Raw genomic sequence first — 22,481 nt, 5'->3', positions numbered from 1 at the left:
GTCAGTGGTCGGATCCCCGGGGGTCGGGGTTCCCGGGGGTGGGTCGGGGTGAGGGTCAGGGTCGGGGACAGGGTCAGGTCGCTGTCAGGGACAGGGTCGGGGTCGGTGCCGGTGGGCCGTCACCCCTTCCGGTCCGCGGCGAGGTTCCAGCGCCCGGCCTCCTCGCGGAGGGACCAGAACCGCCGGTAGCGTGCGTCGTCCCGGGCGAGCTCCTCGTGGGTGCCCCGGGCGACGATCCGCCCGCCCTCGAGCAGGAGGATCTGGTCGGCCCCGCGGATGGTCTCCAGCTGGTGGGCGACGACCACGACGGTCGCGTCGCGCGACAGCTCCGCGAGCGCCCCGGTCACGGCTCGGCGGGTCGTGGGGTCGAGGGCGCTGCTCGGCTCGTCGCAGAGGACGAGCGGGGCCGTGCGCAGCAGTGCCCGGGCGATGGACACGCGCTGGCGCTCACCGCCGGAGAGCAGGCTGCCGCCCTCGCCGACGCGGGTGTCCCAGCCGTCGGCGAGGCGGTCCGCGATCTCGGTGACGTGCGCCCGCTCGGCGGCCGCGCGGACGGCCTCCGGGGACGCCGACGGGTCGCCGAGGGCGATGTTCGCCCACAGGGTGTCGTCGAACAGGTAGACGTCCTGGAAGATCATCGACACGTGGGCGTACAGGTCGGACGTCGTCATGTCGCGCAGGTCGACGCCGCCGATCTCGACGGATCCGCCGTCGACGTCCCACAGCCGGGCGATGAGCCGGACGATGGTCGTCTTGCCGGAGCCGGACGGGCCGACGAGCGCGGTGTACGTCCGGTCCGGGACGGTGAGGTCCACGCCGTCGAGGACGCGGTGGCCCCCGGGGGTGTCGACGCCGTCGTCGCCGCGGGGTGCGGGGGCGGTCCCGTCACGGTCGCGGTCACGGCCGACGCGGTCGGCGTCACGGTCACCGTCACGGCCGACGCGGTCGGCGTCACCCTCGCCGCCGTAGCTGAAGCGCACGTCGCGGAGGCGGACGTCGGCCCGCTCCGGGAAGGGCACCGGGTCGGCCGGCTCCGGCAGCCCCGGTTCGGCGAGGAGCGCGCGGACGTCGTCGATCTCCTCCTTCGACTGGTGCAGGGCCGTCGACATCGACGACACCACCCGCAACGGCCCGGCGGCGAGCGCGACGAGGCCGACGAGCGCCACCGCGGTCACGGCGTCACCGCCACCCGCGCCGGCCCCGCCGTCGGCACCGCCGACGACGGTCCACACCGCGAGCGCGGACACCGCACCGAGGACGAACTGGATGACGAACCCCTGGAGGACCATCCCGCCGACGGACAGCCACAGGGCCCGGCGGCCCATCGCCCGCTGCCGGTCGACCGCCCGGTGCAGCGGCGGGTAGTCCGCGGCGATCCCCGAGGCGCGGAGGACCTGCTGGCCCCGGGCGAACTCGAGCAGCCGGGAGTCCGTCTCCGCGCGGACCTCCCGCACCCGCTCCTCCCCGGCGGACTCCCACCGGGCGGCGACGCGGGAGGACAGGTACACGACCGGCCCGGCGACGACGAGCGCGAGCCCGACCCGCCAGTCGAGGAACAGTGCCCCGACGGCGATCGTCGCCGGGGCGGTGACGTTGACGGTGAGGGGGACGAGGACGTCCATCGCCGCCGTGGCGACGAAGAGCGTCCCGCGCACCGCCGAGTGGGACGCGCGGCCCTGCGACTCCGGGCCGAACCAGCTGAGCGGCAGGCGGAGCAGCGTCCGCCCGAGGCCCCGGTGCATCGACCGGATGACCCCGAGCGAGCCGGTGAACCCGGCGCCGGTCGCGACGGCCATGACGACGGAGTGGACGACGACCGCGACGGCGAGCACGACGAGCGCGCGGCCCGTCGCGGACCAGTCGGCGCGGAACAGCGCGGTGAGGACGGGGACCATGAGCAGGACGGCGACGCCCTGCGTGATCCCGGCGGCGACGGCGAGGGCGAGGACCCGGCGCATCCGCCGGCTGTCCGGGCCGTCGGTGAGGGCGAGCAGTGAGCGGATCACCGGGTGACCTCCTGGTCCGTGGTCGGGGCTGTGTTCTGGCCCGTGGCCTGCTCGCTCGTCTGCTCCATGTCCGCCCACATCCGGGCGTACAGCCCGTCGCGGGCGAGGAGTTCGTCGTGCGTCCCGGACTCGACGACGGCCCCGCGGTCCATGACGAGGATGCGGTCGGCGTCCGCGACGGTCGTGAGGCGGTGGGCGATGACGACGACGGTCCGGCCGCGCGTGAGGCGCGTGAGCCCCTCCTGCACGGCGGTCTCGGACTCGGGGTCGGTCGCGGAGGTGGCCTCGTCGAGAATGAGGACCGGGGTGTCGGCGAGGAGCGCGCGGGCGATGCCGATGCGCTGGGCCTCGCCGCCGGAGAGGCGGGCGTCCTCGCCGACGACCGAGTCGTACCCGCGGGGCAGGGCGAGGATGCGGTCGTGGATGTTCGCCGCGCGGGCGGCCTCGACGACCTGCTCGTCCGGGGCGTCCGGGGCGCTGAGCCGGATGTTGTCGATGACGGACAGGGACAGCAGGCCCGTGTCCTGGAAGACGGTGCCGACGGTCCGGCGCAGCACCTCCGGGTCGATGTCGCGCACGTCCACGCCGCCGACGGCGACGGAGCCGGCGTCGACGTCCCGGAAGCGGGCGATGAGCGCGGCGAGGGTGGACTTGCCGGACCCGGAGGGGCCGACGAGCGCGGTGACGCCGCCGGCGGGGATCTCCGCGGTGACGCCGTCGACGGCGGGGGCGGCGGGGGCGTCAGCGCTGCCGCTGCTCCCGTCGCTGCCGCTGCCGGCGCCCGTCCCGTAGGAGAACGTGACGTCCCGGAGGGAGACGCTGTACCGCGGCCCGGTCGTCGCCGCGTCGACCGTGGTGTCCGGCCGGGGCCGCTGCGGGTCGGCGCTGACGGGCAGCTCGGGTTCGTCGAGGATCGCGACGACGCGCCCGGCGGCGTCGACGGCCTGGGTGCGGGCCTGGTTGCCGAGGGCGAGGGTCTGGAGGCTCGCCGGCAGCAGCATCGCGATGACCGTGACGACGAGCACGTCGGCGGGGCGGGTCCACCCGGCGTGGACGAACCACGTGCCGGCGGCGAGCTCGACGGCCCCGGCGAACGCCGCGGAGAGGAAGATCACGGCGACGGACTGGGCGCGCATCTGCGGCGCGACCATCGCGGCGAACTCGCGGAGGAAGGTCTCCGAGCGCTCGGTGAACCGGCGGGAGCCCTCCTCCCCGTGGTTGAAGATCTTGAGCACGGCGACGCCGTTGACGTACTCGACGACGGCGTCGGACACCCCGGCCAGGCCCTCGTGGATGCGGTCCATGACCTCGCGGTTCGACCCGCGGGCGAGGACGCTGAACACGACGAGGTAGAGCACGCCGGGCAGCAGGGCGACGAGGCCGAGCCGCCAGTCGAGGATGAAGCAGACAATGACGCCCGCGAGGGGGGTGAGCACGCCGGCGACGATCTCGACGACGGTGTGGGCGACGAGCTGGTGCAGGGAGTCGACGTCGTTCTGGACGGCCTGTCGCACCCGCCCGGAGGAGCGGTCGTCGAACCACCCGAGGGGCAGCCGCGAGAGTTTCGCGGCGAGGGTGAGCCGCAGCCGCGCCTGGAGGCTCACATCCGCGAAGTGCGTGACGAGCAGGGCGAGCGCGCCGAACAGGGCGCTGAACCCGAGGCCGGTGAGGAACCACAGGAGGGGGCCGGTGACGACGGTCCCGCCCCGGAGGAGGCGGTCGGCGAGCGCGGCGAGGGCCAGGTAGGTCACGACGGAGACCGCCGAGCCGAGCACCTGGAGGACCACGCCGACCGTGAGGGCGGGGAGGACGGGGCGGAGGATGCGGGTCGTCGCGCCGGACGGGGGCGTGGACGGGGACGCGGTGCCGGCCGCGGTCGCCGACGAGGGAGCGGTCGCGGTCGCGGTGCCGGTGACCCCGGCGTGTCCGCCGGGGTCGTCCGGTGTCCCCGGGGTCACCGGGTGGGCGGGTGAGGTCACGGGCGTGCCTTTCTCTGTGGGGTGTGTGCGGCGGTTCCCGGCGCGGTGCGCGCGGTGGCGTCGCGGCGGAGCCCGCCGCAGCACATCTGTGCCAGTTCTGGGCGGCGGATGTGGTGCATATGGTCCCCGGGCACGGTGACGGGCCCGATGACGTCGGGCGACAGGCGTCGCCACCCTGTTATAGAAACGGCAGTCAGTTCTGTGTCAGCGTACCCTTTCACGGCAACGATTGTCGATTGTGTGACGCCCCTGTCCGGAGGTGGTGGCACGTACGTCTCGATGAGCCGGTAGTCCTCCCGGATCGCCGGGAGGTACAACGCCGCGAGCTCCGGGTCCGCGAGCGCCCGGGCCGAGTCCGGACCGCTCCGCGCGAGCTCCGCGACGATGCCGCTGTCCGGCCCGAGGTGCACCGCGCCGCCGCCCGCCCGGTCCGGGGATGTCTGGCCGCTGACGACGAGCGTCGCCCCCGCGCCGCCGCCCGCGCGCTGCCAGGCGAGGAGGGTCTCGTACGCGAGGACCGCGCCGAGCGAGTGCCCCGCGAGGACGACCGGCGGGGCCGCGGGGCCGGCGGACCCGGTGCCGGCGGACCCGGTGCCGGCGCTCTGTCCGGCGCCCGGGCCGACCTCCGCGGCGAGCGCCCCGGCGACCTCCTCCGCGAGGTCCCGCATCGTCGCCGGGTGCGGCTCCCCCAGCCGGTGGTCCCGGCCAGGGTACGTCACGCCGAGGACCCGCGGCGTCGCGGCATCCACTGCATCGGCGGCACCCGCCGCACCCGCTGTACCCGCCGCTCCCGCTGTACCCGCTGCTCCCGCAGTACCCGCTGCTCCCGCAGTACCCGCTGTACCAGCAGCTCCCGCAGCTCCCGCGGCCGCCGCGACGCCCGCCCACGTCGCGTACTGCCGCGGGCTGCCCCCGGCGTGGGGGAAGACGACGACGGTCGGGCGGTCGTCACGCCCCACCACCGACCCGGCGGCGTCACGCCCCGCCACCGACCCCGGCACGGGGACGAGGACGCGGCGGGCGGCGTCGGACCCCGTCACAGCCCCTCCCCCTCCCCCGGCGGCACCATCCGCACCGGCGGCGTCGACCGGATGTCCACCGGGGCCGGCAGGGCGGAGGACACCCGCAGCCACCAGCGCAGCACGAACACCGTCCGCCGGGCCCGGCGCGCGGCCTCGCCCCGGTCGCCGGCCCCCGCGGCCTCCGCGACGAGCTCCGCGACCGCCCGGTGGACACCCTCCGGCCACGCGGCGTCGACGACCTCGCCCCACGTCGGCGGGACCGTCCCGTCCGGGGCGACGTCCCGCCCCCACTCCTCCGCGACCGCGCCGTCCGGGTCGGTCAGCCGGCCGTCGACGACGTGCGGCCGCTGCGACCAGCGGGGACGGGAGCCGACGCCGTCCCACGTCAGCTCCCCGTCGGTCGTCTCCACGACCGCGGCGGCGACCGGCTGGGAGTGGTTGTCCGGGTCGCGCGGGTCCATCCGGTGGTCGAGGACGACGTCGACGGGCACGCGGCCCCACGTCCCCGAGATGAGCCACCGGCCCGGGCCCGCACCCGGGATGACCTGCACGTCCCCCACCGGCACGGCCCCGAGCGCCTCGGCGAGAAGCAGCCCCGCCCGGTCGAGGACCTGGTGGCTCGTGCGCAGGAGGACGTGCGTGACGGTCGAGCGCCGGGTGAGGGACCGGACGGCGTCGATGAACGCGCGGCCGGGGCCGAGGTGCTCGTAGAAGCCGGTCACCCGGTACGCCGTGCCGTGCTCCCGCGCGAGGGCGGTGAGCGCCGTGACGGTGCCCGGGTCGACCGGCAGCTCCTGGAGAACCGGCACGCCCGCGCGGAGGAGGCCCGCGGCGAGGTCGTCGCCCTGCCCTCCGATCATCCCGCTGCGGACGGCGACGACGGCCGCCGCCGTGTCCCGGGGGACGCCGGGGAGGTGCGGGATGCCGGTCGCGGGGTCCGGCGCGGTGGTGAGGTAGCGCACGCCCAGGTCGCGGGCCAGGTCGCGGCCGGGGCGTCCACCGGTGCCGACGACGGCCGTCAGCGGTGCCGGCGAGCCGGGTCGCGCGAGCGCGTCCGCGTAGCGCGCGCCGAAGCCCGCGCCGACGACGACCGCGCCCCGCGGCGCGGCGGTGTCGGGTGCGGCGGTGGCGGGCGCGGCGGTGTCGGCGGTGGTGTCGGGCGCGGCGGTGTCGGCGGTGTCGGGCGCGGCGGTGTCGTCAGCCTCGTGCACCGGGCCGAGGTCGTAGGTGAGGGTCACGCCGGCGACGTCGTCGTCACCGTCGACACCCTCGAAGCCCCCGACACCTGACCCGGCACCCCCGGCCCGGGCCCCGCCGCCGGTCCACGCGGCCGCGGCCCCGCTCGCCGCCGCCCACCGCGCGCCCGCCGGTTCCGCCCCGGCGAGGAGCGTCAGCGCGGCGTCGACGGCGAGTTCGCCGGTCACGCGGTAACTGTCGGTGCACCGGTGGTCGGCGGTGACGGTCTCGACCGGTCGCCCGGACCCGGCGGCATCCCCGGCACCCGCGGCCCCGTCCGGGACCGGGACCTCCGACCGGACGCGCACGGCGATGCGGAAGTACCGCCCCGCGTCCGGCCCGGCCTCCCGGCGCGACGCCGTGGCGACGTCGTCGACCGTCGCCTCCCCGGCGATGACCCGCCGCAGCTCCCGCACGGTGCCGGGCGCGTCCATGACGTTGACGCCCCGCAGGTGCGGCAGCCCGCACGACCGGGCGAGGTCCACGTACTCCTCGTCGAGGTGCACGCTCAGCGACGCGCCCTCCGGGGGCCGCCACCCCGCCGCGGACCGGACGGCCCCGGCACCTGCGCCGGCACCCGCGCCGGCCGCCTCCTTGACGACGGCACCGTCCCGCCACACCGCGCCGGGCCAGCCGCCGTCGGCGGAGAGCGAGTCCATGTACTCGCGCAGGGTCGCCGCGGTGAGCGGCTGGCGGCCGCCGACGGCGATCTCCGCCCGGGCGCGCGTCGGGTCCGTGACGAGCCGCAGCGCCGCCGCGAGCATCGCCCCGGTGAGCCCCGGTTGCACGCCCGCGCCGAGGAGCACGGTGCGCCCGGCGCGGCGCGCGGGTCCGTCGAGGGCGGCGGTGATCCGCGCGGACCCTCCGGGGTCGACGACGTGCAGCCCGCGCGACAGCGCCGCCTGTGCCAGTGGGACGGTCACTGTCGACGACGGCCCCACCGCGTTGATGAGCACAGTTGTGCCACGGTCGGCGGGGTCCGGGGCGGCGTCCGGGGTGCCGTCCGCGAGCGCGGTGTCGAGCGCGGTCCCGAGCGCCGCCGCGGGGTCCGCCCCCGGGTCGGCGGCGGGATCCACCGCGAGGTCGAGCAGCGCCGTCGTCACGGTCGGCCCGTCGCCCCGCCCGTCGGTTCGGCCGTCGCCCCGGTCACCGTCCCGTCCGTCGTCCCGCCCGTCGGCGAGCGCCGCCGCAGTCGCCGCGAGCCGCCCGGCGTCCCGCCCGAGGAGCACCACGCGGTCCCCGGGCCCGAGCACCCGGAGCAGCCGCGCCGCCGCCGCGGAACCCACCGCCCCGGTCGCCCCGCTCACGAGCACGGTCCGGCGCTGGTCCGGCCGCTCCGGCCGCGTGTCCACCGCCGTCTGCCCCACTGCTCCCGTCACCGGTCCTCCTCCCGGTCCGTCGGCGTCGTCCCGACCGCCGGACCGACCTGTTCGTCGTGACTGTCCTGTTCGTCGTGCACGACCCGCTCGTCGCGCCTGTCCTGCCCGCCCGCGTCACCGGCCCACGGCGCCCGCGCGACCACGAGGTCCGCGACCGCCGGCGCGTGCGCGGCGTCGAGACACGTGAAGTGGTCCCCGTCGACGTCCACGACGTCGAGCCCGCCGAGGCATCCGTCGACCCAGAAGGACGTCATGTCGTCCCCGAGGTCCGGCAGGAAGGACAGCGGGTCCCGCTGCCGCAGGAACGTCACCGGCACGGTCACGGGCGGTTCGGACCACGCCGCCACCGCCGCGAGACTGTGCACGTACACCTCCCGCAGCGCGTCGAGGGACTCCCGCGACCACGGCCGCCCGGCCTCCGTGCGGAGGAACCGGCCGACCCGCTCCGCGGACGTGCGCGGCGCCCGCGCGAGCTGCGCGCGGAGGTCGTCGTCGGCGTACCGGTGGAGCACCCCGGCGGTGATGTCGTCGTGCCCGTCCTCCCGGGCGGCCCGCAGCGCGCGGCCGAGGGCGTCCTCGTCGACGTCGATGCCCATGTCCTGCGGCCTGCACCCCATGAGCCGGGCGAAGGAGAAGTCCAGGAGGATCTCGTCGTGGACGGTGAACGGGATGCGGTAGGAGCTCATGACCGTCGCGGTGGCCTCGACCCCGCACGCGGCGAGGCGGTCGGCGATCCCGGCGGCGAGGAGCCCGCCCATGCAGTACCCGACGACGTGCACGCGCCGCGCGCCCGTGTCGAGGACGCTCACCGTGTACCGCTCGGTGAGGTCGTGGAACAGCTCGTCCGCGGGGGTCGTGAGGTAGCCGTCGCCGGCGGACCGTTCGATGCCCACGACCGGGCCGGCGTCCCGCGCCGCGAGTTCGCGGAGCAGGGCCGTGTACGGGCCGGTGCCGCCGGAGCCGTCGTGGACGACGACCGTGAGGTCGGGCGTCCCGCCGGTCGCCGGGTCTGTCGTCGCGTCGGTGGCCGGGGCCTGCGGGTCCCGCGGGTCCGGTCGCCCGCCCGGCGCGGGGAGCAGCCGGGTGAGGCGGGGGCCTCCCGCCGGGTGCGGGGTGCGGCCCGTGGGGGACGACGCCGCCCTGTCGACGACCGTCACCGTCGGCCCGCCGGTCGCCGCCGGGGAGGGGGCGGGGGCGGTGGTCGGCGCGGTGGTCGGGTCGGTGTCCGCCCGGTGGCGGCCGGTGCCGGCCGCCGGGGCCGGGTCCGGGGTCGCCGCGCCGGGGGCGGTGAGGCCGAGCGCGCGGCGGCAGCCGTCGACCGTCGGGTCGGCGACGATGGCGCGCAGCGTCTCGTCCCAGCTCGGCAGGTCCTCCCGCCCGGTCGCCCGTCGCATCTGGCCGATGCACCGCGCGAGCAGGAGGCTGTCCCCGCCGAGATCGTGGAAGTCGGCGTCCCCGGGCACCGGCACGGACGGGTCGAGGTCGAGGACCTCCCGCCACGCGTCGACGACCGGGTCAGCCGGGTCAGCCGGGGCGGCGGGCTCCGCCGGCGCACCGGACGGCGCAGCGGCCGCAGCGGGCTGCGCCTCCGCGCCGCCCGGGCGCGCGCCCGCGACGAGCGCGGCGACGGCCGCCCGGTCCCGCTTCCCGTTCGCGGTCATCGGCAACGCCGCGACCACCCCGACCCGCCGGGGCCGCATCGACGCCGGCAGCACGTCCGCCGCGGCGGTCCGCACCCGGGCGGCGTCGAGACCCTCCCCGGACCCGGCCCTGACCTCGGGCTTCCGCACGATGAACACGTGCTGCGCGCCGAGCTCCAGCACGGACCCCGCCTCCGGCAGCACGGCGACGGACTCCAGCGGCGAGGCCGCGACCGCCTCCCGCCACTGCGCGAAGGTGAGGAACGGCGACCCGGTGCCGAGGCGCGCGTCGGTCGCGTCGCCCAGCCCCTCCTTGAACTCCATCGAGGCCATGAGCGGCGCGTTCGTCGCCGTCGAGTCGATGACGACGAGCACCCCGCCCGGGGCGAGCATCCCCGCGATCCGCCGCAGTGCGACGTCGATGTCCCGCGCGTTGTGCAGCACGTTCGCGCACAGCACGACGTCCACGGACCCCGGCTCCACGCCCTGCTCCGCGGGATCGGTGTTGATGTCGAACAGCCCGGTGCGCACCTGCGGCCACTCCCGCGCCGCCGCGTCGGTGAAGTACCGGGACACGTCCGTGAACAGGTAGTCCACGCCCGGACCCGGCCGGTCCGTCGGGTCCGTCGGGGCCGTCGGGTCCGTCGGGTCCGTCAGGTCCGCGAGCTCCGCGAGGACGTCCGCGGTCGTCCCGCCGACGCCCGCGCCGATCTCCAGGACCCGGCACGTCCGCCCGGCGGCGACGAGGCTCCGCGCATGGTGCCCGACCGCCGCCGCGCACACCCCGTTGAGGTACGAGGCCAGGCGGTTCTCCCCGTAGGAGGCCCGGGCGACGGCCATGTCGCCGCCGGGGAAGAGGAGGGAGAGGGGGTCGACGCTGCCCTCCAGCAGCCCCGGCAGCTCGTCCAGGCTGGTCCGGAGGTAGTCCAGCTGACGACGGCCGTAGCCCAACCGGTCGTCGAGGCGGTGGATCTCCTCCCAACGGGCCGCGCCGGCGGCGGTGTCTGTGGCTGCGCCGGCGGCGGCGGCGGTGTCGGTGGCTGCGCCGGCGGCGGTGTCGGTGACGGACACGAGCCCGTCGGCGCACCGGACGCGGCCCGCGCGGTCGAGTTCGTCGATCCACCGGTCCATGAGCGTACCGTGGCCCTGCGCGCCCGTGCCCGCGACGATCGCGTCCCGCGTCGCCGTTCCGTCCGGAGACGCCGAGGTCACCCGGGCGATCTGGGCGGTCATGGCGTCGAGGGCGGCGTCCGTGACGAGGTCGTGGATCCGGCGGAAGTCGCGCCGTTCGGCGTCGTCGAGCTCCGTCGCGCGGCTCCGGGCCGTCACCGCGGCCGCGAGCGCCGCCGCCGGTGACTCGGGCGCGGCGGGTGCGGCGCCGGCGGAGGTGTCGGGGCCGTCCGCGGCGTCGGGCGCCCCGGCGGTCTCCGGGACGACGACGGCGACGAGCTCCCGTCGGTCCCCCTCCCCGGTCACGGCGGCGAGGGCGTCGGCGACACCGTCGACCGCCCGCAACCCGGCCTCGACCTCGCCGAGCTCGATGCGGTGACCACGGATCTTCACCTGGCCGTCGTCGACCCGGCCGCAGAACTCGATCTCCCCGTCCGGCAGGTACCGCCCGACGTCGCCGGTGCGGTAGCAGCGCTCCCCGGTGCCGAGGTGCCGGCCGAACGCCGCCGCCGTGCGCACCGAGTCGCCGAGGTAGCCCTCGACCACCCCGTCACCGGCGATGACGATCTCCCCGCGCTGCCCGACGGCCGCGCGGCCGCCGTCCCGGTCGAGGACCCACACGGCCTGGTGGCCGAGCGCCCGGCCGTAGGGCACCGAGCGCCGGGCCGGGGCGGTGCCGGCGGTGGACCCGCCGGTGGACCCGCTGATGGACCCGGCTGACGCGTCGGCGGAGGTGCCGGCGGAGGTGTCGGCGGGGCCGTCCTCCTCCGGGGTGCAGCGGTGGACGATCGACCAGATGGACCCCTCGGTCGCGCCGCCGAGCGCGTCGACGATGACGCCCGGGGCGAGCGCCCGCACGCGCGCGGGCTGGTCCACCGGCACCCGGTCGCCCGAGACGAGGACGACGCGCAGCGGCAGCGCCGCGTCGGTCGCCGTGGTGCCGGTCGCACCGGTCGCACCGGCTGCATCGTTCGCGCCGGTCACAGCCGCGCCGGCCCCCGCGTCACCGAGGTGGTCGAGCAGGATCGTGAGCTGCGCGGGCACGGAGTTCCACACCGTGACCCCGTGCCGGCGGATGTCCCGCGCCCACGTCTCCGGGTCCGGCACCGTCCCGCACGACGGCACGACCACGGCACCGCCCGCCCCGAGCACCCCGAACACGTTGAACACCGCGAGGTCGAACGACGGCCGGGACACGGCGAGCACCCGGTCCGCGGCGGTGAGCTCCAGGCGGTCCTGCATCTCGTCGAGGGTCGTGCACACCTGGCGGTGCGTCACGGCCACGCCCTTCGGCGTGCCCGTCGACCCGGAGGTGAAGATGACGTACGCGAGGTCGTCGACGAGCGGCGGTTCCGCGAGCGCCCGGCGCACGGCGTCCCGCCACGCCCCGGGGTCACCCGCACCGTCACCCGCACCGTCCCCGGCGGTCGACCCGCCGGCGGCGTCCGGGACCCCGGGGGCGTCGGCCGCCCGGAGCGTGGCGTCGTCGACAACCGGGACCTCCTCCGCGTACGCCTCCCGCACCGTGTCCAGCACGGCCCGGCGCCGGGACCCCGGCCACTCCGGGTCGAGCGGGACGAACGCACGGCCCGTGAGCAGCGCGGCGAGCTGCGCCGCGACCTGCCCCGGCCCGGGCGGGAGGACGACCGCGACCGGCGCGTCCCCCGCCGGCAGGCCCCCGGCGAGGCGCACCGCGAGGGCGCACAGCTCACCGCGGGTCAGCGTGCGGTCGCCGTGGACGACCGCGGGGGCGTCGGCGTCGTCGAGCGCCGCGCGGAGGAACCGCCCGTGGAGCAGCCGGCCGTTCATCGACCGGGTGCGCACGACGGGCTCCGGGGCGCGGGCCGCGGGCACGTCGACGACGCCGACGGCGAGCTGGTCGAGGACCTCGCACACGTCGGCGAACAGGGCGTCGAGCACCGCCGGGTGGAACCCGCCGTCGCGGGAGTCCCAGTCCATCGTCACGCCCTCGCCGTCCGGGGACAGCTGCACGTCGAGGAGCACCTGCGGGGTCTTGCTGATCGCCGTGCCGGGCACCGCGCGGAGCAGCTGCGGGGGTTCGACGGCGTCCACGCCCACGGTCGAGGTGAAGACGACCGGGATGCGGCCGCGGTCCTCGCCGCCGCTGCGCCGCAGGTCACGCACCACACGCACGCCCGGGTAGGCCGGGTGGTCGAGGGCGTCGAAGAGCCGGCCCTGGAGGTCCCGGGCCGTCGGCGCGAGGTCCGCGCCCAGCGGCAGGTCGAGCACGACCGTCGACGTGAAGTCGCCGACGATCCGGCCGATGTCCGCGGCGGACGGGCCGTCCTCCCCGACGGGTGCGCGGTCGACGGTCGTGAGGGTGATGAGGGCGGCGGGGGTGGCCGGGGTGGCCGCGGTCGCGCCCGTGGCCGTGGCCGTGTCCGTGCCGGCGGCCGTGGCTGTGGCTGCAGCCGTCCCGGCCCGCCCGTGCGTGTACCAGCCGAGCGCGATGTCCGCGTACCGCCGCGCGGCCGTCGCGAACGCCGCGAGGACCAGCCCGGACGGCGTGACCGTCAGCCGGGCGGCCGTGTCCCGCAGCCCGCGCCAGGCGTCCGCGTCGAGGCGGTGGCTGCGCCGCGTCGTCCCGCCGAGGCCGGTCGCGTCCGGGTCGGGGGAGAACGTCAGCGCCGGGGGCAGGGTGTCCAACCGGTCCCGCCACCAGCGGGTGTCCCGCTCGCGGGCGGCGCGTCCCGCGGGGGTCGCCGCGTGCCGGGCCCGGGCCTCCAGGCACTGCCGGAACGTCGCCGCCGGGGCGTCGAGGGGATCCGACGGGTGCCGCAGGCAGTGGTCGAGGTCGCGGACGAGGGACCGGATGCCCACGTAGTCGGTGACGATGAGGTCGACGGACAGGTGGAGCACCGGGTCGCCGTCACCGACGGTCAGCGCGAGCTCGACCATCGGCGCCTCCCCGACGGGGAAGTTGCGTTCCCGCAGGTCGTCCCGCACGATCGCGCGCGCGGTCGCCGGGTCCGGGGCGGTGACCCCGGTGCCGGTCTCCCCGGCGGCGACGTCGATGACGCGCACGTGGGCCCCGGCGGTGCGGTCGATGCGCTGCCGGCCCTCCCGGTCGACGAGCGCGCGGAGCATCTCGTGGGCGTCGACGACGCGCCGCCACGCCCGCCGCACCGCCCCGGCCGGGTCCGCCGCCGAGGCGGGGTCCATCCGGTCGACGGGCAGCACGAACTCGCTGTAGCCCTGGCACGCGACGCCGCCGTCGTCGTAGGCGTCCGTGCGGCCCATGAGGTAGCCGGCCTGCACGTCGGTGAGGTCGAACCAGTCCTCCGGCGCGGGCTCCGGGGTCGGTGCGGGGTCTGCCGGGGTGTCCGGCTGCGGGCTCGGGGTGGGGGTCGGGGCCGGGGCGGGGGTCCCGGCCGCCGCGTCCGGCTGCGGCGTCGGGGTGTCCCCCGGGGAGGGGGTCGACGCCGCCCTCCCCGCCGCGCCGACCACCGCGTCGCGGAAGTCGCCGAGGTCGGGGGTCGTGAGGAGCGTGCGCAGCGCGGCGTCGACCCCGCGCGCCCGCAGGGCGGTGATGCAGCGCGTGGCGGTGAGCGAGTCGCCGCCGGAGCGGAAGAAGTTCGTCCCGTCCGTCACGCGGTCGAGGCCGAGGACGTCCGCCCACACCTCCGCGATGACCGCGGCGGGGTCGGTGGCGTCGGCCCCCGCGGCGTCACCGGCAGCATCACCGCCGGCAGCGTCACCGCCGGCGGTGGCGTCCGTCGCGGTGGCGTCCGTCGCGGCGGAGGGGCGGGGCCGCGGGAGGGTGGCGTCGTCCCCCTCCCCGGTCCGGGACCGGCCACCGTCCCCCGCCGGGGCCCCGGTGAGCTCCGCGACGGTGCGGCGGACCACGCGGTCGGCGACGGCGGCGGGCAGCACCCGGACGAGGTGGTCGGCGGTGAGGTGGAGGCCGTCGCGGTCGTCGGCGACCTGGAGGTCGAGGACGACCTGCGGCGTCGTCGAGGACGCCGCGACCTGGGTGCCGAAGCTCCGCTCGCGCAACGACCGGCCCGCGGGCTGCGCGGCGGTGCCGGCGGTCGTGCCGGCGGTGCCCGCGTCAGTGCCGGCGGGGTCGCCGGCCGCCTGCGCGGTCGCCCCGGCGAGGCCGAGGCCGCACGTGAACACGACCGGGAACACCCCCGCGACCGGATCGCCGCTGGTCTGCACCGCGCGGGCGGTGAGGCGCAGGGCGTCCAGGGCCGGGTCGTCCGCCTCGGCGAGCGCGGTCTGCGCCGAGCGCTCCGCGACCGTGCGGTCCCCGGCGCGCAGGCCGCGGAGACCCGCGAGGCTGAGGCTCGTGAAGTCGCCGAGCGCGCGGTCGATGCCCGGGACGGAGAGGTCCCGGTCGAACCGCGTGAGCGTGACGGTGAGGTCGTCCCCGCCGGTCTCCGCGGCGAGGGCGCGGCCGAACGCGGCGAGGACCCCCGCCGCGGGCGTGACGTGCCGGGCGGCGAGGCCGGCGCGGACGGTGTCCCACGTCGCGGCGTCGACGTCCGCGGCGACGCGGGCCATCGTCGTGTCCGTCAGCCCGGCGAGCGCCCGGCGGTCCGGGACGAACGGGGCCGGCGGGAGGTCCGCGAGCACGGCGTCCAGGCGTCCGTCCAGCTCAGCGGGGGTGAGCATCCGGCCCTGCCACGGCACGGGGGCCGCGGGGTCGGTGAGCCACGGCCGGTCCGCGAGGTACCCGGGGGTCGGGTCCGCGGCCGGGGTGGCTGCTGCGCCGGCGGGGGCGGTGGAGGCGGGCGTGCCGGCGGTGGCGGTCGAGGCGGTGGAGGCGTCGGCAGCGTCGAGCCGCGTCGCCGGGTCGGCGTACGACGCCGCGATCTCGTCCATGAGCAGCATCATCGACGCGCCGTCGAGCAGGAGGTTGTTCATCGACACCGCGACGGTCGCCCCGTCCGGACCGGTCGACACGCGCACGGCGAGCGGGCCCTCCGCCCGGGGGTCGGGCACGTGGGCGGCGAGCGCCGCGGCGGCGTCGGTCCCGGTCGCGCCGGGTGCGCCGGTGGTCGCGGCGTCGGTCCCGGTCGCACCGGGTGTACCGGTGACGGCCCACACGCCCGCGGGCACGTCGTCGAGCACCCGGGCGACGGGCGTGCCCGCCGGCCCCTCTGTCACGACTGTGCGCAGAACGGGGTGGCGCCGGGCCGCGGCGCGCACGGCGGACTCCAGCCGTCCGGTGTCGACGGCCGCCGCGCGGAAGGTGAACAGGCAGCGCGCGGGGGCCCCGCCGAGGAGCTGCCCGCTGTCCTGTCCGGCCAGGTAGGCCTGCTGGACGCGGGTCAGCGGGTGCGTCCCGTGCGCGTCCGCGGGGGGCACGGCCGTGTCCGTCGGCGGCGCGGCCGGCCGGCTGTCCGCCGCCCCGGTCCCCGCGGCGGGCGCGGTGCCCGCCCCGTCTGGCACACCTGTGCCAGCTGTGGGGGCGGCCGCCGCGGCCGCCCGGTCGCGGAGCGCGCCGAAGGTCGGGTTGTTGAAGACGTCGACGGCGCGCAGCCCGGTCACCCCGACCTCGCGCAGGTCGGCGAGCACCCGCGTCGCCGTGAGGGAGTCCCCGCCGGCGACGAAGAAGTCCGTGTCCGCCGGCAGCGCACCGGCGGCGGCACCGTCCGCACCGTCCGCACCGTCCGCACCGGCACCGTCGGCGAGGCCGGGCAGGTGGCGCCGCCAGCTCGCCGCGAGGGCGGCGGTGACGTCCGGCCGCCCGGTCACCTGTCCGATCGCCGTCGGTCCGGTCGCCGGCCGCCCGGTCACCTGTCCGGTCGCCGGCGCATCACCGGCCGCATCACCCGGCGCACCACCCGACCCACGCGTGGACCCGGCGTCGGACCCGACCCCCGCGACGGCCCCCGCGACACCCGCGGTCGGCTCCCCGTCCTCCGCCGCGACGGCGCGCAGGACGACGCTGTGCCCGTCCTCCGCCTCGAGGTAGCGCACGCGCAGGCCGGCGTCGGACACGACCTCCGCCCACCCGCGGGCGGAGAGCATCCCGGCGGCGTCGAGCACCGCCGGGTTGACCAGCGCCGCGGAGACGAGCGTCGCCGCCGTCGGCCGTTCGGCCTCGACGACGTGCACCTCCGCCCCCGGCGCGAGCCGCACCGCCCCGAGCCCGGCGCGCAGCCGCGGGTCCCGGTGCAGCGTCCCGCACGCGACGACGACGTCCGCCGGGGCGGGCACGTCGGCGACGTCGGACACGCACGTCCGCCCGTCGACCGTCGCGATGTCCGCGACGAGGGCGTCCGGTTCGACGACGGTCCAGCTGTCCGCCGCATCCCCCGGCACGGACCCGCCGGACCCGCCGCGCCGCCCGCCGCGGGCGATGCCGTGCCCGAGTTCGACCACGGCCACGCGCCCGCCCCGCCCGGCGCGGCGGCGCACCCGGTCGTCGAGGACGTCGAGCGCCCGCGCGACCGTCGGTTCCGCCGCGGCGAGCGCCCGCGGTGAGAGCACCGGGTGGGCGAGGATCCCGAAGCGCCGCGCCCGGCCGCGGACGACGTCCACGAGCAGCTGCGCGTCCCGCGCGGACCAGGCGACGGGGGCGTCGGCGAGCCCGGTCGCCTCCGGCCCGCCGGCGACGAACCGCCGCCACGCCGCGACGACGGGCCCGGCCCACGGCACGAGCGCGTCGTCCCGCGCCCCGCCCTCCCCGGCCTCCCCGTCGAGCCGCTCGATGACCTCCCTGAGCAGCGCGGACACCGTCGAGGACGGCCGGACGTCCCCGAGGGGCGCGTAGCCCCCGGGCAGCGGCCCGGTGATCTCCGCGACGTCGGGGACGACCGTCCCGCCGAGCCGTTCGACCATCCCGCGGAACATCGCGTCGACGGCCGCGGCGTCGAGCACGCCGTCGGGCATGTCCCAGCGCACCTCGACGGTCCCGGCGTCGACGCTCGTCAGCTGGCAGTCGACGAGCACCCCGGGCGTGCGGGTGAGCGACCACACGGCGCGCACGGCCCGGGTCGCGGGGGCGAGCGCGGCGTCGTACCCGAGCACGGACGTGAACACCGCCGGGTAGCGGCCGGTGCGCCCGGCGCTGGCGGCCCGCACGCCGCCGTCGGCGGTGAGCACGGCGGCGAGGGCGTCGCGGGTCGCCGCGGGGTCGGGCGTCGCGGGGCACGCGCACACGCCCAGCCGGGAGAAGGTGCCGAGGACCTCACGGTCGTCGCCGGTGTCGGGTCGATGGGTGAGGGGGACGACGACGCCCACCTCCCCGCGGCCCGACGCCTCCGCGAGGGCGGAGCCGAACTCCGCGAGGACCACGGCAGAGACCGTCGCGCCGGTGCGGGCGGCCGCGCGGTCGAGGGTGGCGAGGGGGATGTGCGCGCGGAGGCTCGTGAAGGCCGCGGGCGGGGTGCCCGCCCCGGCGTCGGAGGGGTCCTGACCTGCGGCGACGGGGAGCGTCGGGGGCTCCGGCGCGGCCGCGGGCGGGATGGCCGGGGTGGCCGGGGTGGCCGGGGACGTCGTGGCCGTGCCCGTGGCCGTGCCGTCCGTGCCGTCGGGAGCGTCGGCGCCCGCGCCCCCGGCGGTGGCGTCGGCGGCGCGGTCCTCCCCGGCGGCGAGGGCCCGGCAGTGGCGCGCGAAGACGCCGACGGTCGGGTCGACGGTCACCGTGGTGTCCGGGTCCTCCCCGGACAGCACGGCGGTGAGGGCGCCGACGACGACGGCGAGGCTGCGGCCGTCGAGCGCGAGGTAGTCGACGAGCACGCCGAGCTCCCGCGCCTCCTCCCCGTGGAGCACGAGTTCGAGCGGCACCCGCGGCGTCGCGGACGCGAGGTGCGCGCGGAGGTCCGTCGACGGGTCGAGGACCGTGACCCGCAGGGCGTCGCTGGGGTCGACAACCCGCTGGGCGTCGTCGCCGTCGCGGACGACCCGCAGCCCCGCCCACCGGGCGACGATCCCCGCCGCGGCAGCCTTGACCTGCGGGTACGTGAAGCCGGCGCGGGTGGGGCCGTAGCCCGCCGCGGCGCCGAGGCCGAGCACCGCGGCGTACGCGGTCGCGGCGCGGACGGTGCCGCGGATGCCGTCGGTCCCCAGGGCGTAGGCGCGCTGGAGCGGGGTGAGCGGGAAGGGCGCGCCGGCGTCGGCGTCACCGTCAGCGGCACCGGCACCGGCGCGGTCGGCACCGCCCCCGGGGACCGCCGCGTCGTCCGCCGTGTCATCCACGGTGTCAGCCGCCGCGTCGTCCGCAGTGTCATCCACCGCGTCCCGGCCCGCCGCGACGACGGCGTCGGTGAACCGGTCGAGCGTCGGGTTGCCGAAGAGTTCGGCGACCGTCACCCGGTACCCCAGCGCCCGCAGGCGCGAACACGCGGCGGTCGCGGCGACGCTGTCCCCGCCCAGCGCGAAGAAGTTCGCCTCCCCGGCGCGCTCCCCGGCGTCCCCGCCGAGCTGCGCGACCGGCACGTCGAGCACGTCCGCCCAGGTCGCGGCGATGTCTGAGGCCACGTCGGCGGCGGCGTCGGTGACGTCGCCGGCCACGTCGGCGGCGGCGCTGCCCGCGCCCGCGTCACCGGCGGTCGCGGCGTCGCGCGGCGCACGGGCGGCGTCGGCACCCGGGACGGATCCCCCGCCGACCGCACCCGGACCGGCCTCCCGGTCTCCCCCGGCGCCCCCGGTCCGTTCCCCGGAGACCCCGGCGGCCCCGGAGACCCCGGCCGGCCCCCCGTCGAGGACCTGCGCGGCCCACGCGCGGTCGACCTTGCCGTTCGCGGTGAGCCGCAGCTCCGGCACGACGGTCACGTCGCGCGGCACCATGAACCCCGGCACCGTCGCGGCGAGCGCCTCCCGCACCCGGTCGGCGACCGTCGCGGACGGACCCGCGCCGTCGCCCGCGCCATCCCCGTCGCCCTGCCCGTCCCCGGCGAGCGTCACGAGCGCGCGCAGCGCGGTGTTCCCCGGCGCGGGCAGCACGACGGCCGCCTCCACACCCGGGACGGCCCGCAGGTGGTGCTCGACGTCCCCGAGCTCCACCCGGTGCCCGCGGATCTTGACCTGGTTGTCCCGCCGGCCGACGAAGAACAGCAGGTCACCGGGCCCCCAGTACCCGTGGTCGCCGGTGCGGTACCAGCGGGCGCCGTCGGCGTCGGTGACGAACCGCTCAGCGGTGAGGTCCGCGCGGCCGAGGTACCCCGCCGCGAGGCTCGCCCCGCCGATCCACAGCTCCCCCACGACCCCGGTCGGCACGTCGCGCCCGGCGGCGTCGACGACCCGGTACGCCTGCCCCGGCAGGGGGCGGCCGTAGGGCACGGACGGCCACGCCGGGTCGAGGTCCCCGGGACCGTCGATGACGTGCTCGTTCGACCAGATGCCGCCCTCGGTCGCCCCGCCCATGGCGACGACGCGCGCCCCCGCGGCCCCGGCGTCCCCGCCGGTCCCCCCGCCCCCGCCGGTGACGGCGCGGACGCGGGCGGGCAGGGTCGGCGCGACCCAGTCCCCGGAGACGAGGACCCGCCGCAGCGGCAGCGCCGGCCCGTCCTCCGCGGCGACGGTGAGCATCTCCGCGAGGGCGGGCGCGCTGTTCCACGTGGTGACGCCGTGCCGGCGGACGAGGTCGCACCAGGCGAAGGCGTCGCGCCGGTCGCCCTCCGCGATGCACACGACCGTGCCGCCGGCCCCGAGCAGCCCGAAGATGTCGAACACGCTGAGGTCGAAGTCGAGCGAGGACACGGCGAGGACGCTGTCGTCGGGGCCGATGCGGTGGCGGTCGACGACGGCGGCGACGGTCGTCGTCGCCGCACGGTGGGTCATGACGACGCCCTTCGGCGTGCCCGTCGACCCGGACGTGAAGATGACGTACGCGCGGTCGTCGCCGTCGACGGGCCGCGGCAGGTCGGGGGCGGCTGCTGCGTCAGCGGTTGCGTCACCGGTGCCGGGAGCGTCGCCGGCGGAGGGGTCGTCGTCGTACACCCCCGGATCGACCCGGTCGAGGACCGCGACCGGCTGCGCGACCTCCGTCACCGCCCGGACCCGATCCGCGGGCGCGTCGACGTTGACGGGCAGGTACGCCGCCCCGAGGTACAGCACGGCGAGCACGGCCGTGACCTGGTCACACCCCTTCGGCAGGCGGGCGAGCACGAGGTCACCCGGCGCGACCCGGTCGGCGAGGCCCGCGGCGAGGCGGCACGCCGCCCGGTGGAGCTCGGCGTAGGTGAGGTCCTCGCCACGGGCGGGGTCGACGACGGCCGTCGCGTCGGGCCGCGCCTCCACCTGCCGCAGCCACGCCCCGTGGAGGGCGGGGGTCGCGACGGCGTCGTCCACCGGCGGCACCGCGTTCAGGGCGGCCCGCCGGGCGGCGACGGCGCGGGGCACGCGCACGACCCGGTCCATCGGCAGGTCGGCGGGCGCGGCGGTGTCGGTGTCCCCGGCCCCGACCGCGGCGAGCCGTTCGAGCGCGTCGGCGACCGTCGCCAGCAGCTCCGGGCCGAACGTCGCGGGGAACGCGCCGTCGCGCACGTCGAGCGCGACGCACACCTCCCCCGGCGTGAGGTGGAGGATCTGCAGGTCGGCGAGCACCTGCGGCGTGACGGACCCCGTCGCGGTGAGCCGCCCGAACGTCTCCTCGACGTCGGCGGTGAGCAGGGTCTCCTCGCCGCCGCACGTGAGGACGAACGGCAGGCTGCCGCTGTGCCCCTCGCCCCGGTGGAGCAGCGCGCGGACCTCGTCGGTGGAGTCGAGCCCGGCGCGGATGCGGCGGCGCAGCTCCGCGCCGGCCTCGGTCGCGGCCTCGCCGAGGGTGCGCCCGGCCGCCGACGGGGGGCGCACGGCCCACGTGCGCGTGCGGTCGAGGACGTCGTCGGGGGTGCGGCGGGCGTCGAGGCCCGGGACGACGACGGTGAGGTCGTCCTCCCCGCACCACAGGCCGAGGGCGTGGCGGTACACCGCGAGCAGGAGCGCGGGGCGGGTGGCGCCGACGGCCCCGGCGACGGTCCCGACGGCGGCCCAGGTCGCCGGGTCGAGGCGGCGGAGGTGCCGGGTCACGGTCCGTTCCGGGGTGCCGACGAGCGGGATGTCCGGGCCGGCGGGGAGGGGGTCCGGCGGGAGCGTGGCGTCGTCCCCCTCCCGGTGCCCGTCCGGGTCCCCGTTGCGGTCGGCGGCCGGGTCCCCGTCCGGGCCGGCCTCGCGGGCGGCGATGTCGGCGAAGGTCACCCACGGGCCGGTCGCAGTCCCGGCGGTGTCCCCGGCGGCGGTGTCCCCGGCGGCGGTGTCTGCGGCGTCCCCGTCCCCGGCGGCGCGGTAGGCGGCGGCGAGTTCGCGGACGATGACCCCGGTGCCGGCGAGGTCCGCGACCGCGAGGGACACGCCGATGTGCAGGACCCCCAGGTCACGGCCGTCGTCGGTGCGCCACCGGAGGATGTCCACCCACCCGGACTCCCCGGCCGCGTGGTCGGCGTGCCGGGCGAGGATGTCCCGACGCCGCCCCTCCACCTCCGCGGCGAGGTCCGCGCGGGTCCCCGCCCCGGTGGTCTCCGCGACGGTCAGCGGCGGGCGGGCGTCGCGGCCGGCGTCGACGTGGTGGCCGTCGACGACCGTGGACCGCAGGACCGGGTGGCGGCGGAGGGCGGCGACGGCGGCGCGCATCCGGTCGGGGTCGACCGGCGCGCCGGTGAACTCGAAGAGGGCGAGGCAGTCCACGCCGCCGTGCAGCTGGTCGTCCGCGCGGCCGGTGAGGTAGGCCCGCTGCGTGCCGGTGAGCGGGCGGGTGCCGCGGTCCCGGGTGTCGGCGTCCGTGCCGCCCGGGCCGCCGGGTCCGCCCGTGCCGCCGGGTCCGCCGGGTCCGCCGGGTGTGGTGGCGGCACGGCGGGTGTGCGTGCGGGGGGTGTGGCTGGTGCCGCGGGCGGGCGTGGATCGGCGTGACTGCACCGTGGTCCTCCGGGGGGTCGGGTCTGGGTCTCGGGACAGCCTAACCCAGTGTTGGTAATGACAGTCATTACGATGGCCCCCGGGCGTCACGCCGCCCGGCCCGTCCCGGCGACCGCCGTTAGCCCTCGTCAGGCCGTTCCGGGCCGCGGATCCCGCGTGCGCCCTGCACACAGAGTTCGAC

At 78.0% G+C, this 22,481-nt stretch carries 5 protein-coding genes; all 5 read right to left on the bottom strand.

Features of this window, described 5'->3' with window-relative positions; translation table 11 throughout:
* Positions 1-119: 119 nt before the first annotated feature.
* The 5 genes from CBOVI_RS00200 to CBOVI_RS00180 are packed head-to-tail and all read right to left on the bottom strand — an operon-like array spanning position 120 to position 22,300.
* Entirely contained in the window at positions 120-2,006 is a 1,887-nt protein-coding gene (locus CBOVI_RS00200) for an ABC transporter ATP-binding protein (protein ID WP_010267009.1), read from the bottom strand.
* Complete coding sequence (locus CBOVI_RS00195) at positions 2,003-3,985, bottom strand: ABC transporter ATP-binding protein (protein ID WP_010267012.1); 1,983 nt, start codon at positions 3,983-3,985, stop codon at positions 2,003-2,005. The genes CBOVI_RS00200 and CBOVI_RS00195 overlap by 4 nt, the downstream gene beginning before the upstream one ends.
* Positions 3,982-5,025: a thioesterase II family protein gene (locus CBOVI_RS00190; protein ID WP_125187238.1), complete on the bottom strand. Its 1,044-nt coding sequence runs from the start codon at positions 5,023-5,025 to the stop codon at positions 3,982-3,984. Before CBOVI_RS00190 ends, CBOVI_RS00195 begins: the two co-directional genes overlap by 4 nt.
* Complete coding sequence (locus CBOVI_RS00185; RefSeq protein WP_125187239.1) at positions 5,022-7,622, bottom strand: Gfo/Idh/MocA family oxidoreductase; 2,601 nt, start codon at positions 7,620-7,622, stop codon at positions 5,022-5,024. Before CBOVI_RS00185 ends, CBOVI_RS00190 begins: the two co-directional genes overlap by 4 nt.
* Complete coding sequence (locus CBOVI_RS00180) at positions 7,619-22,300, bottom strand: amino acid adenylation domain-containing protein (protein ID WP_183273679.1); 14,682 nt, start codon at positions 22,298-22,300, stop codon at positions 7,619-7,621. Before CBOVI_RS00180 ends, CBOVI_RS00185 begins: the two co-directional genes overlap by 4 nt.
* Positions 22,301-22,481 lie beyond the last annotated feature (181 nt).

Origin of the sequence: Corynebacterium bovis DSM 20582 = CIP 54.80 (genome assembly GCF_030408615.1) — a bacterium.
GTDB lineage: Bacteria > Actinomycetota > Actinomycetes > Mycobacteriales > Mycobacteriaceae > Corynebacterium > Corynebacterium bovis.
The sequence above is the reverse complement of the archived record's forward strand: the minus strand, read 5'-3'. Positions and strand labels throughout refer to the sequence as shown.